The organism is Halorussus caseinilyticus (genome assembly GCF_029338395.1).
Classification (GTDB): domain Archaea; phylum Halobacteriota; class Halobacteria; order Halobacteriales; family Haladaptataceae; genus Halorussus; species Halorussus caseinilyticus.
The window spans coordinates 76,530-90,333 of sequence record NZ_CP119811.1; the positions used below are offsets into that span (position 1 = coordinate 76,530).

Sequence of the window (13,804 nt, forward strand, 5' to 3'; positions counted from 1 at the left end):
TCGCATATATTTAACGCGTTTTTTGCCACTTCGAAAAATAATATTCGTCTGATTTATCGAAACTAATATGAGTATATTCCGTTATGTTTAGATTGATGTTTGCAGGAATAGACCACTCAACGACAGGCGTGAAGACCTGCCTCTTGTCCGAAGACGGGTCGAGGGAGGTCTTCACCATCGAACGGTCGCCCGACGAAGACGGCGACTGGTCCTACATCGAGACTTTACGAGAACATGTCAATCCGAACGACATCGAGATGGTCTCGTACGGATACAGTTACGGTGACAACATCGACGGCATCGTGGACATCTCCGAGACCCAGAACCGGGGAATCGTCGATACCCTCGGTCTGGGCCACGAGTTCGGCACGGGAACGCTCGTCTACGACCAACTCCAGCAGTCGGACATACCGACGACCGTTTTCCCCGGCATCCACGACGGATTAGATACCATACACCCGTACTTCTGTCACTACTCGCCGCTGACCGGGGCCGACAAGTTCGCAACCGCTCGCTACGCCCAAGAGGTCGTCCAGAACGACGACATCGGTCCCGAAATCGACGGCGACACCTTCGTCGCGGCGAACGTCAGTTCGTCGGCGATGGCAAGTTACGTGGACGAGGGGGCGCTTCGCGGTGCGTTCCACTGGATAGGTCTCATCCACGGGTGGGGCGATGTCGAGTGCCTCCGCCAGATTCGCAACGACGAACAGGACCTTCAGGACGCGTTCATGAAGTCGGGTCTCCTCTGTCGCTCCGACTACGACTTCGAGGACGTGAAAGGCGTCCCCTCCGAGGAACTGCTGGAGATAGTGTACTGTGCGACCCTGCACAACGTCTACTCGCTGGTCCCCTTCACGGAGCATCTAGGGTCGGGTCTCGACGCCGTGATTCTCAGCGGTCGGTTGAGTCGGGTCGAAGAACCGTTCGACGTTCGGGGGCGACTGTCCGAGGACCTCTCGAACGTCGGGACGGTCCACGTCTGTCAGGAGAAATCGACCGCGCTCGGTGCCGCACTCGTGGCGCGCGACGTTGCGCGAGGCGACTCCGAGACGCTCGGCGTACCGATAGAATTTAACGAAGCTGATACCTCTTCGAAGGTGACTAGTACCAATGTGTAGAGTTTTCGTCGCGGGACCCATCGACTTTCACGACCTGTCGGACCTCGTGGAGTACCGACTGACGTACAGACGGGCGCTTTCGGACGCCGGATTTACGCCGGTAGACCAGTACTCCGGTGCGCTCGACAAACTCGAAGGCGCGGTCGGAGAGGACGGCGGCGTAGAGGACGTTCTCGAAAACATCGGCGACCTGCCCGACGAACCGTACGTCCACGCCGTCGGGTACGCCATCGGGGAGACTTCGATAGCGGAGGTCATGGAGAACCCCGAGAGAGTCCCCGAGATAGCGCCGGAGTCGGTCATCTCCGACATCGTGGAACGGGACCTCGAACTCCTCCGGTCGTGTGACGCGATGGTGGCGTACTTCCCCACGCCCTCGTGCGGAACGACCGTCGAACTCCTCCACGCCGTCGAACACGACGTTCCCGCCCTCGCGGTGAGCGAGTCGCCGCCGATGTTCATCCAACACTACGCCGACGAGTGTTACGATACCTTCGACGCGGCGCTCGACGACCTGACCGAACGGTTGGACCCGGAACGGGTGGCGGAAGGTGACCGCGCGCCGGTCGAAGAAGAGCCATGAGTCCCGATTCCACCCACGACAGTTCCGGTCACGCGACCAGTCGCGGCGACGCGACGGCCGACGCTCCCGACGCGGGTGGAACGCGCGACGGCGGAAACGTCGTCCTCCGGGGTACCGACCTGTGCAAGACCTACGGCGGTTCGCTCCCGTTCACCGCGGCGACCGAAGTTCTGGACGGCGTGAACGTCGAGCTGTACGGGGGCCAGATTACGGGTATCGTGGGCGCGAACGGAAGCGGCAAGTCCACGCTCCTGAAGATACTCGCGGGCATCGACAGCGCCGACTCCGGGACCGTCGAGCGAATCGGCGATGTCGGGTGGTGTCCCCAGTCGAGTCGCCTCTACGAGCGACTCACGGTCCGGGAGACCTTCGAGTTGTTCGGGACCGGGCACGGACTCGACGACGACGCCATCGAAGACCGGATGCACGACATCGCCGACAGACTCGATTTCGTCTCGGACCTCGATACGCTGGTCGAGGACTTGAGCGGCGGGAACCGCCAGAAGGTCAACCTCGGCGTCTCGCTCGTCCACGAACCCGACGTGCTGTTGTTGGACGAACCGTACACCGGGTTCGACTGGGAGACGTACCTCGCGTTCTGGGAACTGACCGACGACCTGAAGGCGTCGGGAACCGGGATTGCCATCGTCTCGCACCTCCTGCGAAAGCGGGACCGGTTCGACCGGGTGTACGAACTCGAAGACGGGACGCTACGGGAGGCCGAACGTGACGAGTAGATTCGCCGCTGGCGTCCGGTCCCACGGCAGGGAGTTCTTCCGGGCGCGAGTGAACGTCGTGTTGCTCGTCGTGTTACCCATCGTGTTGGTCGAGGGCTTCGGCCGCGCGATGGGCGTCGTGCCGGACCTCCCGTTCATGGAGGCGGTGCCCGCCAACCGGGGTCGGATGCTCGGTGCGGTGTTCAGCACCGCGTTCATCACCGGTCTCCTCGGCCTGTTCCAAATCGTCAGCGCACAGCGTGCCGACCGCCGACTCGTCCAGACCGGGTACTCCGCCGCGATGCTTCTGGCCACCCGTCTGGCGACCGTCGCCGGGTTCGGACTCCTCGTCGCAACCGTGAGTTTCGGGGTCCTGCGCGCTTCGCTGTCGCTGGACGCCCCGGTCGTCGCGTTCTTGGCGCTGATTCTGGCGGGAGTCACGTACGGTCTGCTCGGCGTCCTCGTGGGCGCGGTCGTGCCGAACGAACTCACGGGGTCGCTCGTCCTCGTGTTCATCGCCGACTTGGACGGGTTCCTCGGCGTCGGTCTCAGAAACCCGCCAGCGGTCAAGAAACTCTTCCCGCTTCACTACGCCCAGACGCTCTTCGAGTCGGCGGCCCTAGACGGGACCGTCGCCGCCGGAAACGTCGTCGGCGGACTCGTGTACGGCGGCGTCCTCGCAGTCCTCGTGATACTCGCGTTCCGACAGGCGATGCGAACGGAGGGGGTAGTGTGAACGTCGAACACGTTCGGACGGCGCTCGGACTCCGGTTCCGCCAGTACGCCCGAGACCGCCTGTTCCTCGTTCTGCTGGTCTATCTCCCCGTGATGTACATCGGACTCATCAGTCAACTGACGCCGCCGGTGGACCTCCCGGTTCGGGTCTCGGTGGGCACGTTGACCATGGAGTTGATGCGACCGATGGGACAGATAAACGGGGTCGTGATGACCGCGGCGGCGAGCGTCTTCGTCACCGGGATGGTCGGCCTGTTCACCATGTACCGGAGTCGCGGGGCGGACCGGCGACTCGTCCGTGCGGGGTTCGGTCCGACGAACCTCGTGGTCGCTCGCCTCGGACTGCTGGTCGCAGTCGCCGCCGTCGCCACCGCGTTCGGCACCGGCGTCTTGCTGCTCAGCGTCTGGCCGAACCACCTCGGACAGTTCGTGTTCGGCGTCGTCACCCTCGCGGTGACGTACGGTCTCGTCGGACTCGCGGTCGGACAGACGTTCGACCGCCTCGCCGGACTCTACGTGATGCTGTTCACCCCCACGCTCGACATCGCGGTGTTCCAGAACCCCACGTTCATCCGCGGGGACCCGCCGACGTGGATGACCCTGCTCCCGAGTTATCACGCCATGCAGGTCGTCTTGGACGCCGCGTTCGGCGACGGCGCGCGACTGCTGAACGCGGAGTTGGCGCTGGTCGTCCTCGGACTCGCGGGGCTACTGGCGGCGGCGGCACTCCACCGCGCGGGGGTGGTCGAGTCGTGACCTGCGCGAGCAATCTCCTCGTCGCCGCGCTGGTCGTGACCAGCGTCCTCGCCGGTGCGACGGGAATCGGCGTCGGGTCCGGAGACCACGACCCCGACCCGTCGGCGGCGTTCGCCACCGACGGGTCCGAGAACGCTACGCGCGCGGACGCGGGAACGAACGTGAGTAGTTCTCGGGTGCGTGCTGGCATCGACGACTCCCGCGGATACCTCCTGAATCAGGTCTCGGACGGTCGGTGGTTCGCCAACCTCTCGTACCGAAACGAGACGGGACCGCGGTCCGTTCGAATCACGCTCAACTACGCGCTGATGCTCGAACTCGTCAACGGGTCCGACCAGAGCCAGCGAAAGGCGCTGTCCTACGCGCTGGACCGGCGTCGCGCCGACGGCGGGTGGAACGACACGACGGCGAACTACGCGGCGCTCCTCCTCCTCCGGCAAGCGTATCCCGGAGAGTACGGAGATGTCGTCGCCGACATCGAGCGCGAAATCGAGACCCGGAACATGTCGCTCGAACCCTTCGAGGGCGAGACGTTCCTGAACGCGTCGTTCCTGACGCGGGTGTACTACCTCGAGTTGAGCGACCGGTACAACCGCTCGGAACTGTTCGTCACCGAGTCCATCAGCGGCGGCGCGGAGGAAATCGCCGACATGACGCCCGCGTTCGAAGACGGGTTCGACCCGGACGAGCGGTTCATCGTCACCTACTCGGTTCTCGGGTCGATGACGACGAGCATCTTCGTGGCCGAAATCAACGACAACCGGACTGAGGCCGCCCGAGACCGGCGGGAACTCGCCGCCCAGATTATCCTCGGTCGGCAAGGTCACGACGGCAACTGGGAGGTCACGCAGGGCGGCGTCCGGGCGCTGACCGCGCTGGCGTTACAGAACTTCACCGCGGAGAACCGGAGCGTCCGGAAGGGTATCGACGCCCTCGAACGGATGCAACGGGACGACGGGCGACTGCCGCCGTTTGCGATGTCGATAACCGACACGGCGGACGCCCATCGCACGCTCCACCGGACGGGCGTGCCCAAGGACAACGAGACGCTTCGGCGGGCGGCCCAGTGGCTCTTAGACGCCCGAACGACCGGACCGAACGGGTCGAATCCGGCACCCGCGATAATGTTCCGGAAGTACCACGGTGCGGGATGGGCGTTGATTCCCTCGACGTACAGCGACTGGGACGACACCGCGCTGGCAATCGACGCGCTCAACGTCTACGACGACCGTCTCACGAACCGGTCGGTGCAGTTCCTCTTCACGGTCCAGAACGACGACGGCAGTTGGGGAACCTACATGACGAACTTCTCGCCGCTCAACGAGAGCGAGCGCGAACGCGCAATCGACGAACTCGGTCGTGACGCGTACAAAGGGTTGTTCGTCGACCCGGAAGCCCACGCCGTCACCGCCCACGCACTCACGGCGGTCGGTGAGAACGGGTACACCGTCGAGAACAACGAGTCGGTCCGGCGCGCCGTCGAGTACCTCTTGGAGAACAACCAACGGAACGGTCTCTGGGACGCGGCGTGGTACAACGAGTACACGTACGGAACCGCGGCGGTTCTCCTCGCGTTCGAGGATGTCGGCGTGGACATGGACCGTCCCGAAGTCCAGCGGGCGGCCCAGACCCTCATCGACAAGCAGAACCCCGACGGCGGTTGGGGAGAACGCTGGGACCCCGACGAGTCCGACTACCATCGCTGGGGTCGTTCGACCGTCGAACAGACCGCGTGGGCGGTACAGGCGCTGTTAGCCGCGGGCGTCTCGCCCGACCACCCGGCGGTTCGTCGCGGCGTCGATTATCTCCTCGACCACCAGAACGCCGACGGGTCGTGGGCGGTTCACCCCTCGTTCAGACTCGGTGCTGGCGTGCCGACCTACCGGAACCCGGTGTTGACACAGACCGGTGGGCTGATGGCCCTGACGATGTACGCCGAGTCGAAGGACATCCCGACCGCACCCGAGCGCGAAGAACCCGGCACGGTAGACAAAGCGACCGAACCCGAGACGCTCGTTCCGATAGTGTCGCTTGCCACGCTCCTCGTCGGTCTCTTCGTGCGCCGATGGAGGAAGTAATGCCTGTCTCGGTTTTCTGCTTGCGAAAGCGATATTCAAACGACTAAAATTTTCGGATTGGCCCACCATCGTCTACTTTTATGTGCCATTAGTTATATTCAGAATATAGAGAAAATGAGTCGAGAAGCGCATCGTATCGAACGCGAAGGGAGGTATCGATGAGCCGAAGTGACAGACTGGCGGGTATCGTCAGCGAACACAGCAAAGCCGTCGTCGTCGTGCTACTGGTAGCGACCCTCGCGGTCAGCGCGGGTAGCATCCACGTCGAGGAATCGACTTCGTTCCAGTCCGTCGAAGGCCAATCGACGGTGATGAAGAAAAACACGTACGTTCAGCAGAACTTCGGTGGGTCGGAGAATCGGACTGCACAGGTACTCGTCGTCACGCGAAACGAGAGCGGGAACGCCCTGTCGAAGGAGTCGCTCGTTCGAACGCTCCGCTACCAACAGTCGTTGCGGAACAACGACACGGTCAACGAGACGCTGGTCGAAGACGCGCCGATAACCAGCGTCGCCAGCATCGTCGGGCAGGCCGCCGTGCTTCAGGAGCGACGTGCGAAACGGCAGGCACAGCGTCAGTCGGGAGGTAACGCGACGGCCGCCGCCAACGTCACGACGCCGACGCTCGACCAGCAAATCGAACAGTTGGAGTCGATGAGCGAGAGCGAGGTCGATACGCTGGTGTCGAACCTCTTCCGGACGGACACGACGAGTCCGCTCGGCCAACTCGGTCTCCAACTGCTCCCGAAGGACTACGAACCGGGGACGGCGACCGCGGACGCGCGGATGATGGTCGTCACCCAACGAACCGAAGTGGACACGACCAGCGGAGCGACGCTCACCGACGCCACCATCGACGCGCAGGTGGCGGTCCGTGAAATCGGCGAGACGCAGGCCGGGTCCCAAGACCACGTGGTCTTCGGGAAGGGGTACGTGACCATCGAGGAGACCAACTCGATGTCGGACAGTTTCGCCATCATCAGTCCGCTGGCGCTGATATTCATCCTCGTCACGCTACTGCTGGCGTACCGGGACCTGCTGGACATCGCACTCGGCTTCCTCGGCATCGTCCTCGTCCTGATGTGGACGTTCGGGTTCATGGGTTGGGCCGGGATGGTGTTCAACCAGATGATGATAGCGGTCCCGGTCCTGCTCATCGGTCTCTCCATCGACTACAGCATCCACGTCGTGATGCGCTACCGGGAAGAACGGGAGGCGGACGACCGGAGCATCCGAGACGCCATGCGGCGTTCGGTGGGGAAGGTCGGAGTCGCGCTCGCGCTCGTTACCGCCACCACCGCTATCGGGTTCATGACCAACCTGACGAGCAGTCTCCCGGCGGTCCAGAACTTCGGCGTCGTGAGCGCGGCGGGCATCGTCTCGGCGCTGATAGTGTTCGGTGCGTTCATCCCGGCGCTGAAGGTCGAACTCGATAGCCTGCTCGCGGGGTTCGGATTCGACCGGCGCAAGCGCGCCATCGGCACCGACGGCGGCCGGTTGAGTTCCGTGCTGACTCTCGGCGTCCGGGTCGCCCGGCGCGCCCCGGTAGTCGTGCTACTGGCCGTCCTGTTAGTGAGTGCCGCCAGCGGGTACGCGGGGACCCAAGTCGAGAGTTCCTTCTCCGAAGAGCAGTTCATCGCCGACGACCCGCCGGAGTGGACCGAATCGCTTCCGGGACCGCTCGCGCCCGCCAACTACACCGTCAAGGAGAACCTCCACTACATCGAGTCGAACTTCCAGACGCCGGACAAGCGGACGACCGTCCTCGTGGAAGGGGCGGTGACCGACCCGAAGACGCTCGACAAACTCGACGCGGCGGCGGCCGACGCCGCCGAGTCGGACACGACCTACGTCGGTCCGGGCGGCGAACCCGCGGTGTCGTCGCCGGTCTCGCTCGCCCATCGAATCGCGGACCGGAACCAGACGGTCAATCGGACGCTCCGGGCCGCCGACACCGATGGTGACGGCGTCCCCGACCAAAACGTCACCGCGGTCTACGACTCGCTGTTCGGGGCGGCACCCGAACGGGCCAGTCAGGTCATCTACCGTGACGACGGCGAGTACGAGGCCGTCCGGATAAGCATCTCGGTCGTCGGAACGGCGTCCCCGACCGAGACCGCTTCCGCGACGAAAGACATCGCGGCCACCGCCGAATACGACGCCGTCACCGTCACCGCGACCGGCGGTCCCGTCGTGAACAAGGAGTTCATGGAGCGAGTCACCTCGACGGTCGCCGAGAGTCTCGCGCTGACCATCGGTCTCGTGTTCGTCCTCCTGCTCATCGCGTTCCGACTCTCCGGACGGCGCGCGACCCTCGGAGGTCTGACGCTCGTCCCGACCCTCCTCAGCGTGAGTTGGATAGTTGGGACGATGTACCTGCTCGACATCCCGTTCAGCTTCACGACCGCCGTCATCGGCAGTATCTCCATCGGACTCGGGGTGGACTACGCCATCCACGTCACCGAGCGGTACAGCCACGAACTGACCCAGCACAGCGACCCGTGGGACGCGCTCACGACGACGATAAGCGGAACCGGCGGCGCACTGCTGAGTAGCGCGGTCACGACCACCATCGGATTCGGCGTACTCGCGTTCACGTTCCTGCCGGGACTCCAGCAGTTCGGCATCATCATCGCGCTGTCCATCGTGTACGCGTTCTTCGCCAGCGTGTTCGTGTTGCCCTCGCTGTTGATACTCTGGACGCGAGCGATAGGTGAACAGACGCTCACCGGTGGAAGCGGGTCCGTCGAGACAGCTACTGCCAACGACTGAGTAACCTAATGTACGACGCCCCCTCTGTCCCACCGTTGGACGACGTTCCGGCCGCAGGTTCGAGTACGGAGAACGGTATCGACAGCAGTACGCCGCCGTCCGCAGTGTTCGAGTGGCTCAAGAGCGACGTTCGGCCGGTCGTCGACGACCGCATCGCCGACATCGTGGGTGACTCGTCGTTCAGTGAGCGACTGGCGTATCAGGTCGAGACCGGCGGAAAACGAGTTCGGCCCGGACTCACGCTCACCGCGGCGGAACTCTGCGGTCTCGAACGCGACCGGGCGCTCGACATCGCGGCGTGTGTCGAGTTGATACACACCTACTCGCTGGTCCACGACGACTTGGCGGACGGCGACCGGACCCGACGGGGAGAGCCGACGTTTTGGGACGTGTTCGGGCGGCCCGATGCGGTCAACGTCGGCGACATGCTCCTGTCGTACGCGCTCGAAGCGCTCCCCGAATCCGTCACCGAGCGGGCAATCGCCACGGTCCGGACGATGACGGAGGGTCAACAGCTCGATTTCGACTTCACCGGCCGTCGGGACTGTACCGTAGAGGACTACCTCACGATGGTGTGGAAGAAGACGGGGGTGTTGTTGGACTTCTGTATCGCCGCGCCGCAGTTGGCGAGCGGAACCACGCTCGCGGTCGATGAGAAGCGACTCGGGCGACTCTGGCAGGCGTTTCAAATCCGGGACGACGTACTCGACCTCGAACCGAACAGCGGTCGGGACGCTATCGGGTCCGACGTTCGAGCGGGCAAGCGAACGCTCATGGCGGTCCACGCCGACGACGAGGCGATTTACGACATCTTGGACAAGCCGCCCGCCGAAACCTCGGACGCAGATGTGGAGTTCGTCCGCGAGAGATTCGAAGCCCACGGCAGTATCCAGTTCGCTCGCCATCGGATGCGGGTTCACGCCCGAGACGCCGTACGGACGCTCGACGACCTACCGGACTGCCCACAGCGGGACCGACTCCTCTCCCTCTGTGAGTACGTCGTCGCGCGCGGGACCGATTCGCAGGGCCAGTAGGCCGGTCCGCGCGGCGACGAGGGCGAGAGGCCACCGTGGGCCTTCGGTTCGCCAGCCACCATCCGGGCACACGACCTGACCGACGACCGATTTCAGTGACGATTCACCGTTTCGGACTCTATCCGCTGTCGAAAGTCGCAAAAAGTAAGTAGTACCATAATTATTATATTTACGTTAACCCTGCTCGAAAACGAGCGTCGAACGTACATGAAAAATTTCCAATGGGACCGAAGACGGCCGGACTCGCATCGGTCGCCGGGGTTCCGACTAGAAATATCAGATAGACGCATTAGAACCCGTCCGAACGACGAACCGGGCGCGAGCGCGCTCGAAAGTAACACGGAAAATCATGAGTGTAGTTAACAACCTCGCACTGTTAGCAGGTGGTATCGGCGTCGGAGTACTGGCTCTCTTGGCCCACTCGGTCCAAGCGACCAGTTCGCTCCTGAAGCGAATCTCGAAGATGGTCCCCTGCACCTTCGCGTACTGGGCGATGATTGCGTTCGGGATGCTGTTCGAGTTGAAAGACGGGACGTTCTCGACCGAACTCCTCCCGCTACTGGGGGCCGCGGCCGTCGCCGTCTCGTTCGCTAACTGGGGTCAGTGGTTGATAAACGACCTCTACGACAAGGACACCGACAAGCACTCGAATCAGGACCGAGCGACCACCCAAAACGAGATTTCCGACCGAGTGACCTTCTACACCGGTACCTCGCTGTCCGTCTTCGGATGCCTCTTCGCACTCGTCATCAACGTGTACGCACTCCTCAGCGTCCTCGGATTCATCGTCGTGTTCGGTGCGTACTCCATCCGACCCATCCGCCTGAAGTCGAACGCCTACACCGCGATGCTCTCGATTGGACTGCTCGGCGGATTCTGTTTCCTCCTCGGTTCCGCGACGGTCGTGAACCAACCGTCGGCGTTCACGCTGTTCATCTTCGCGCTGATAACGCTGGTCATGACCATCAACGTGTCGTACAAAGACATCAAGGACGCAGAACACGACGAGAAGTCCGACAGCGAGAACTTCGTCGTCAAGTTCGGTCGTGACCGCGTTCGCCGACTCCTCATCGTGGGTCTCCCGATTTCGTACTTCATGTTCGGTCTCGTGTTCGAGCTCTACTCGTGGCTTCCGGTCTTCGCGGTACTCGCACTGGTCGTCGTCTACCTGCTGTACGACAGAGACGGCAAGTACCACCGACTCGTCTACGAACTGGACGCACTCAACGGCGTCTACCTCCTGATGCTCGGTCTCGGATACTACGGCGTCCAACTGCTATAACGTCGTTCTCACCGACGACGCCTTTGTGTTGACGCGGTGAACGCCCGCGTCCGACCGTCAGACACAACAATTTAATGACTTCGCTATGTATCGAACGTCGTGAACAACATGGGTACCGAGGGAAACCCAGTGAAAGCGGTTCGAGACGAGGTAATCGACTCGTTCGAACACAGCGCCGAAATCTACGGTTTAAATCGGAGCTACGGCCGGTTGTACGGCATCCTCTTTTTCGCGGGCGGTCCGGTGTCGCTCGACGAACTCGTCGAGGAGAGCGGGTACGCTAAATCCACGGTGAGTACGGCGATGAAACAGATGGAGCAATTACACCTCGTCTACCGGCGGTCGGTTCCGGGGGAAGGGAAGAAGGCGTTCTACGAGGCGGAGTCTCACTTCTGGCGGGTCGTCCAAGAGTTCCTCCGCCGCGAGGTCCAACACGAAATCCGGATTATGACTGAGACGCTGGAATCCGCGGAGGCGGACCTCGAAGCAATCGACGACGAGGCCGAACACGACCTCGAACGGATTCGGTCGCTCAAGCAGACGTACGACCAGAGTCAGGCGCTCCTCGACGTTCTCACGAGCGCGTCGGTCGATGACCTCGACGACCTCGTGGAACGACTTCGGCGCGACTGACGCCGCCGAACGGCGTATCCAGCTCCTTTTTAGGCTTCGACGTGACGCGAACGCATGGAGTACGTCGAGACCGGTGCGGCCAGAATCCCGAAAGTCGGCCTCGGAACGTGGCAGAACACGGGGTCGGACTGCGCCGAGACGGTCCGGACCGCACTGGACGTTGGCTACCGCCACGTCGATACCGCCCAAGTGTACGACAACGAGGCGGCGGTCGGCGAGGGCATCGCTCGGTCGGACGTGGACCGCGAGGAGGTGTTTCTGACGACGAAGGTGTGGCGCTCGAATCTCAGGTATCGGGACGTGTTGGACTCCGTGCAGGAGAGTCTGGACGAACTCGGCGTCGAGTACGTCGATTTGCTGTTGGTTCACTGGCCCCACCGCCGCGTTCCGGTCGCCGAGACGCTCGACGCGATGACCGAGTTGTACGAGTCGGGCGCAGTCGAGCATCTCGGCGTCAGCAACTTCACGCGGTCACAACTTCGAGAAGCGAGGGAAGTCGCCGACGTGCCCCTCGTGGCCGACCAAGTGCTCTACAACGCGTACAAGGACCAGTCTTCGCTCCGGCAGTACTGTACGAGAAACGATGTCGCGCTCACCGCGTACAGTCCGCTGGCGAGAGGCGACCTGCTCTCGGACGCGCTCTTAGCGCGCATCGGGGAGCGATACGGCAAGAGTGCCCCACAGGTGGCGCTTCGCTGGCTCGTCCAACAACACGGCGTCGTCGCCATCCCGAAAGCCAGCAGTCGTCGCCACCTCGAACAGAACCTCGACGTGTTCGAGTTCTCGCTCACCGACGACGAGATGGCCCGAATCGCCGACCGCACCGGGTCGCTTCGGGTGCGTCTGCGGAACCGCCTCCCGTCGGTCGTTCGTCGCCTCCCCTGACAACCGAAACGTCCGTCTCGGCAGTCTCGGGCGTCTGCTACTACGAACCTTCATATGATGGTAGCCACTGTACCCCAGCATGGACCGTGACGTTCTCACGCAGGCACTCGAGTACGCCGACCTGACCGCCTATCAGGTCGATGCGTATCTCACACTGCTAGAGATGGGTGTCTCACCGGCTATCGAAATCGGTCGAGAGGGTTCGGTCCCCGTCTCTCAAGTGTACGACGTTCTCCGAAGTCTGGAGTCGAAAGGGTACGCCGAGACCATCGAGCGGGAGAAGCTCTACGTCCGCCCGTGTGAACCGGACAGTTTAATCGAGGACCTCGAATCGCGGGGGGAACTGCTACAGGACGCCGCCGAGGAGGTCCACGACCGGTACCGGAAGCCGGTCCAGATGGACGCCAGAGTCGGAGTCACGAAGCGCGTCGAGACGGCGGTGGAGAACGCGCGCGACCTGATTAGCGACGCCGAAACCGTCGTGGAAATCGCTGGCACGGCCGACCAGATACAGTTACTCCTCCCGGCGCTCCGCGAAGCGCGCGAACGCGGGGTAATCGCCAGAGCATCGGTCTACGCCAGCGACGGTCGGACGACCATCGAGGGGTTCGACCCGGAGGGTGCGCTCTCGGAGCTACGAGTCTGCTCGATTCCGGGTCCGTTTCTCGTCGTCATCGACCGGCATCGGACGTGTTTCGCGCCGAACACCCGGTCGGACGAGGACTACGGCGTCCTCGTCTACGACCGAATCCTGCCGTTCGTGTTCCACTGGTACTACTTGACCTGCCTCTGGAACCTCTACCCCACGGTCTACGTCGACGACAGCGACCAGTTTACTTACGTGACTCTCGAAGAGTTCGTCCTCGATTGCTACCGACTGGTGGCCGACGACTACGACCTCCGAGTGCTACTCGAAGGTGTCGATTTGGCCACGGGAGCCGAGACGACTATCGACGGGACCGTGACCGACATCTCGTTTCTCGGCGACCACCGGAAGCCCGACCGGACGGCCCTGTCGGACCTCGGAGCGTACACCGTCGTCAGCCTCGACGCGGGCGACGAGACGTACACACTCGGTGGCTGGGGTGCCGTCTTCGAGGATGTCGAAGTCCGGCGAATCTCGTTGGTGGGTGTCGGCGCGGGAGGGACGCTAATTCCGGAGGAGAAACCGGAAAAGAGAGGGGACAGACGCGACCGTCCGGAGACGTAG

12 protein-coding genes are annotated in these 13,804 nt (G+C 63.0%); all 12 read left to right on the forward strand.

Annotation, left to right across the window (positions count from 1 at the left end):
- The first annotated feature begins 95 nt into the window (after nucleotides 1–95).
- The 12 genes from P2T60_RS19940 to P2T60_RS19995 all read left to right on the forward strand — a co-directional run bounded on the left by P2T60_RS19940 (nucleotide 96) and on the right by P2T60_RS19995 (nucleotide 13,804).
- Nucleotides 96–1,121, forward strand: a complete 1,026-nt coding sequence (locus P2T60_RS19940) for a hypothetical protein (protein WP_276282719.1) — start codon at nucleotides 96–98, stop codon at nucleotides 1,119–1,121.
- Entirely contained in the window at nucleotides 1,114–1,704 is a 591-nt protein-coding gene (locus P2T60_RS19945) for a hypothetical protein (protein ID WP_276282720.1), read from the forward strand. The genes P2T60_RS19940 and P2T60_RS19945 overlap by 8 nt, the downstream gene beginning before the upstream one ends.
- Complete coding sequence (locus P2T60_RS19950) at nucleotides 1,701–2,441, forward strand: ATP-binding cassette domain-containing protein (protein ID WP_276282721.1); 741 nt, start codon at nucleotides 1,701–1,703, stop codon at nucleotides 2,439–2,441. Before P2T60_RS19945 ends, P2T60_RS19950 begins: the two co-directional genes overlap by 4 nt.
- Nucleotides 2,431–3,156 (forward strand): ABC transporter permease, encoded by a 726-nt coding sequence (locus tag P2T60_RS19955; protein ID WP_276282722.1) that lies wholly within the window; start codon nucleotides 2,431–2,433, stop codon nucleotides 3,154–3,156. Before P2T60_RS19950 ends, P2T60_RS19955 begins: the two co-directional genes overlap by 11 nt.
- Nucleotides 3,153–3,911 (forward strand): hypothetical protein, encoded by a 759-nt coding sequence (locus tag P2T60_RS19960; protein ID WP_276282723.1) that lies wholly within the window; start codon nucleotides 3,153–3,155, stop codon nucleotides 3,909–3,911. Before P2T60_RS19955 ends, P2T60_RS19960 begins: the two co-directional genes overlap by 4 nt.
- The gene (locus P2T60_RS19965; RefSeq protein ID WP_276282724.1) at nucleotides 3,908–5,989 is read left to right on the forward strand and encodes a prenyltransferase/squalene oxidase repeat-containing protein; all 2,082 of its coding nucleotides are present in this window, start codon (nucleotides 3,908–3,910) and stop codon (nucleotides 5,987–5,989) included. Before P2T60_RS19960 ends, P2T60_RS19965 begins: the two co-directional genes overlap by 4 nt.
- Nucleotides 5,990–6,147: 158 nt before the next feature.
- The gene (locus tag P2T60_RS19970) at nucleotides 6,148–8,760 is read left to right on the forward strand and encodes an efflux RND transporter permease subunit (RefSeq protein WP_276282725.1); all 2,613 of its coding nucleotides are present in this window, start codon (nucleotides 6,148–6,150) and stop codon (nucleotides 8,758–8,760) included.
- Nucleotides 8,761–8,795: 35 nt separating this feature from the next.
- The gene (locus P2T60_RS19975) at nucleotides 8,796–9,794 is read left to right on the forward strand and encodes a polyprenyl synthetase family protein (RefSeq protein ID WP_276282726.1); all 999 of its coding nucleotides are present in this window, start codon (nucleotides 8,796–8,798) and stop codon (nucleotides 9,792–9,794) included.
- Between the two features lie 349 nt (nucleotides 9,795–10,143).
- Nucleotides 10,144–11,076 carry a UbiA family prenyltransferase gene (locus tag P2T60_RS19980; RefSeq protein ID WP_276282727.1) on the forward strand — a complete coding sequence of 311 codons (933 nt, stop codon included), beginning with the start codon at nucleotides 10,144–10,146 and terminating at the stop codon, nucleotides 11,074–11,076.
- Between the two features lie 108 nt (nucleotides 11,077–11,184).
- Nucleotides 11,185–11,709 (forward strand): GbsR/MarR family transcriptional regulator, encoded by a 525-nt coding sequence (locus tag P2T60_RS19985; RefSeq protein ID WP_276282728.1) that lies wholly within the window; start codon nucleotides 11,185–11,187, stop codon nucleotides 11,707–11,709.
- A 54-nt stretch (nucleotides 11,710–11,763) separates the two neighbouring features.
- Nucleotides 11,764–12,594, forward strand: coding sequence for an aldo/keto reductase (locus P2T60_RS19990; RefSeq protein WP_276282729.1), 831 nt, complete (start codon nucleotides 11,764–11,766; stop codon nucleotides 12,592–12,594).
- 79 nt (nucleotides 12,595–12,673) lie between these two features.
- Nucleotides 12,674–13,804: a TrmB family transcriptional regulator gene (locus P2T60_RS19995; protein ID WP_276282730.1), complete on the forward strand. Its 1,131-nt coding sequence runs from the start codon at nucleotides 12,674–12,676 to the stop codon at nucleotides 13,802–13,804.

Bases quoted from the DNA above. Each gene is read 5' to 3' on its own strand.
- P2T60_RS19940 (WP_276282719.1), top strand. From the start codon at position 96: ATGTTTGCAGGAATAGACCACTCAACGACAGGCGTGAAGACCTGCCTC.
- P2T60_RS19945 (WP_276282720.1), top strand. From the start codon at position 1,114: ATGTGTAGAGTTTTCGTCGCGGGACCCATCGACTTTCACGACCTGTCG.
- P2T60_RS19950 (WP_276282721.1), top strand. From the start codon at position 1,701: ATGAGTCCCGATTCCACCCACGACAGTTCCGGTCACGCGACCAGTCGC.
- P2T60_RS19970 (WP_276282725.1), top strand. From the start codon at position 6,148: ATGAGCCGAAGTGACAGACTGGCGGGTATCGTCAGCGAACACAGCAAA.
- P2T60_RS19980 (WP_276282727.1), top strand. From the start codon at position 10,144: ATGAGTGTAGTTAACAACCTCGCACTGTTAGCAGGTGGTATCGGCGTC.
- P2T60_RS19985 (WP_276282728.1), top strand. From the start codon at position 11,185: ATGGGTACCGAGGGAAACCCAGTGAAAGCGGTTCGAGACGAGGTAATC.
- P2T60_RS19990 (WP_276282729.1), top strand. From the start codon at position 11,764: ATGGAGTACGTCGAGACCGGTGCGGCCAGAATCCCGAAAGTCGGCCTC.
- P2T60_RS19995 (WP_276282730.1), top strand. From the start codon at position 12,674: ATGGACCGTGACGTTCTCACGCAGGCACTCGAGTACGCCGACCTGACC.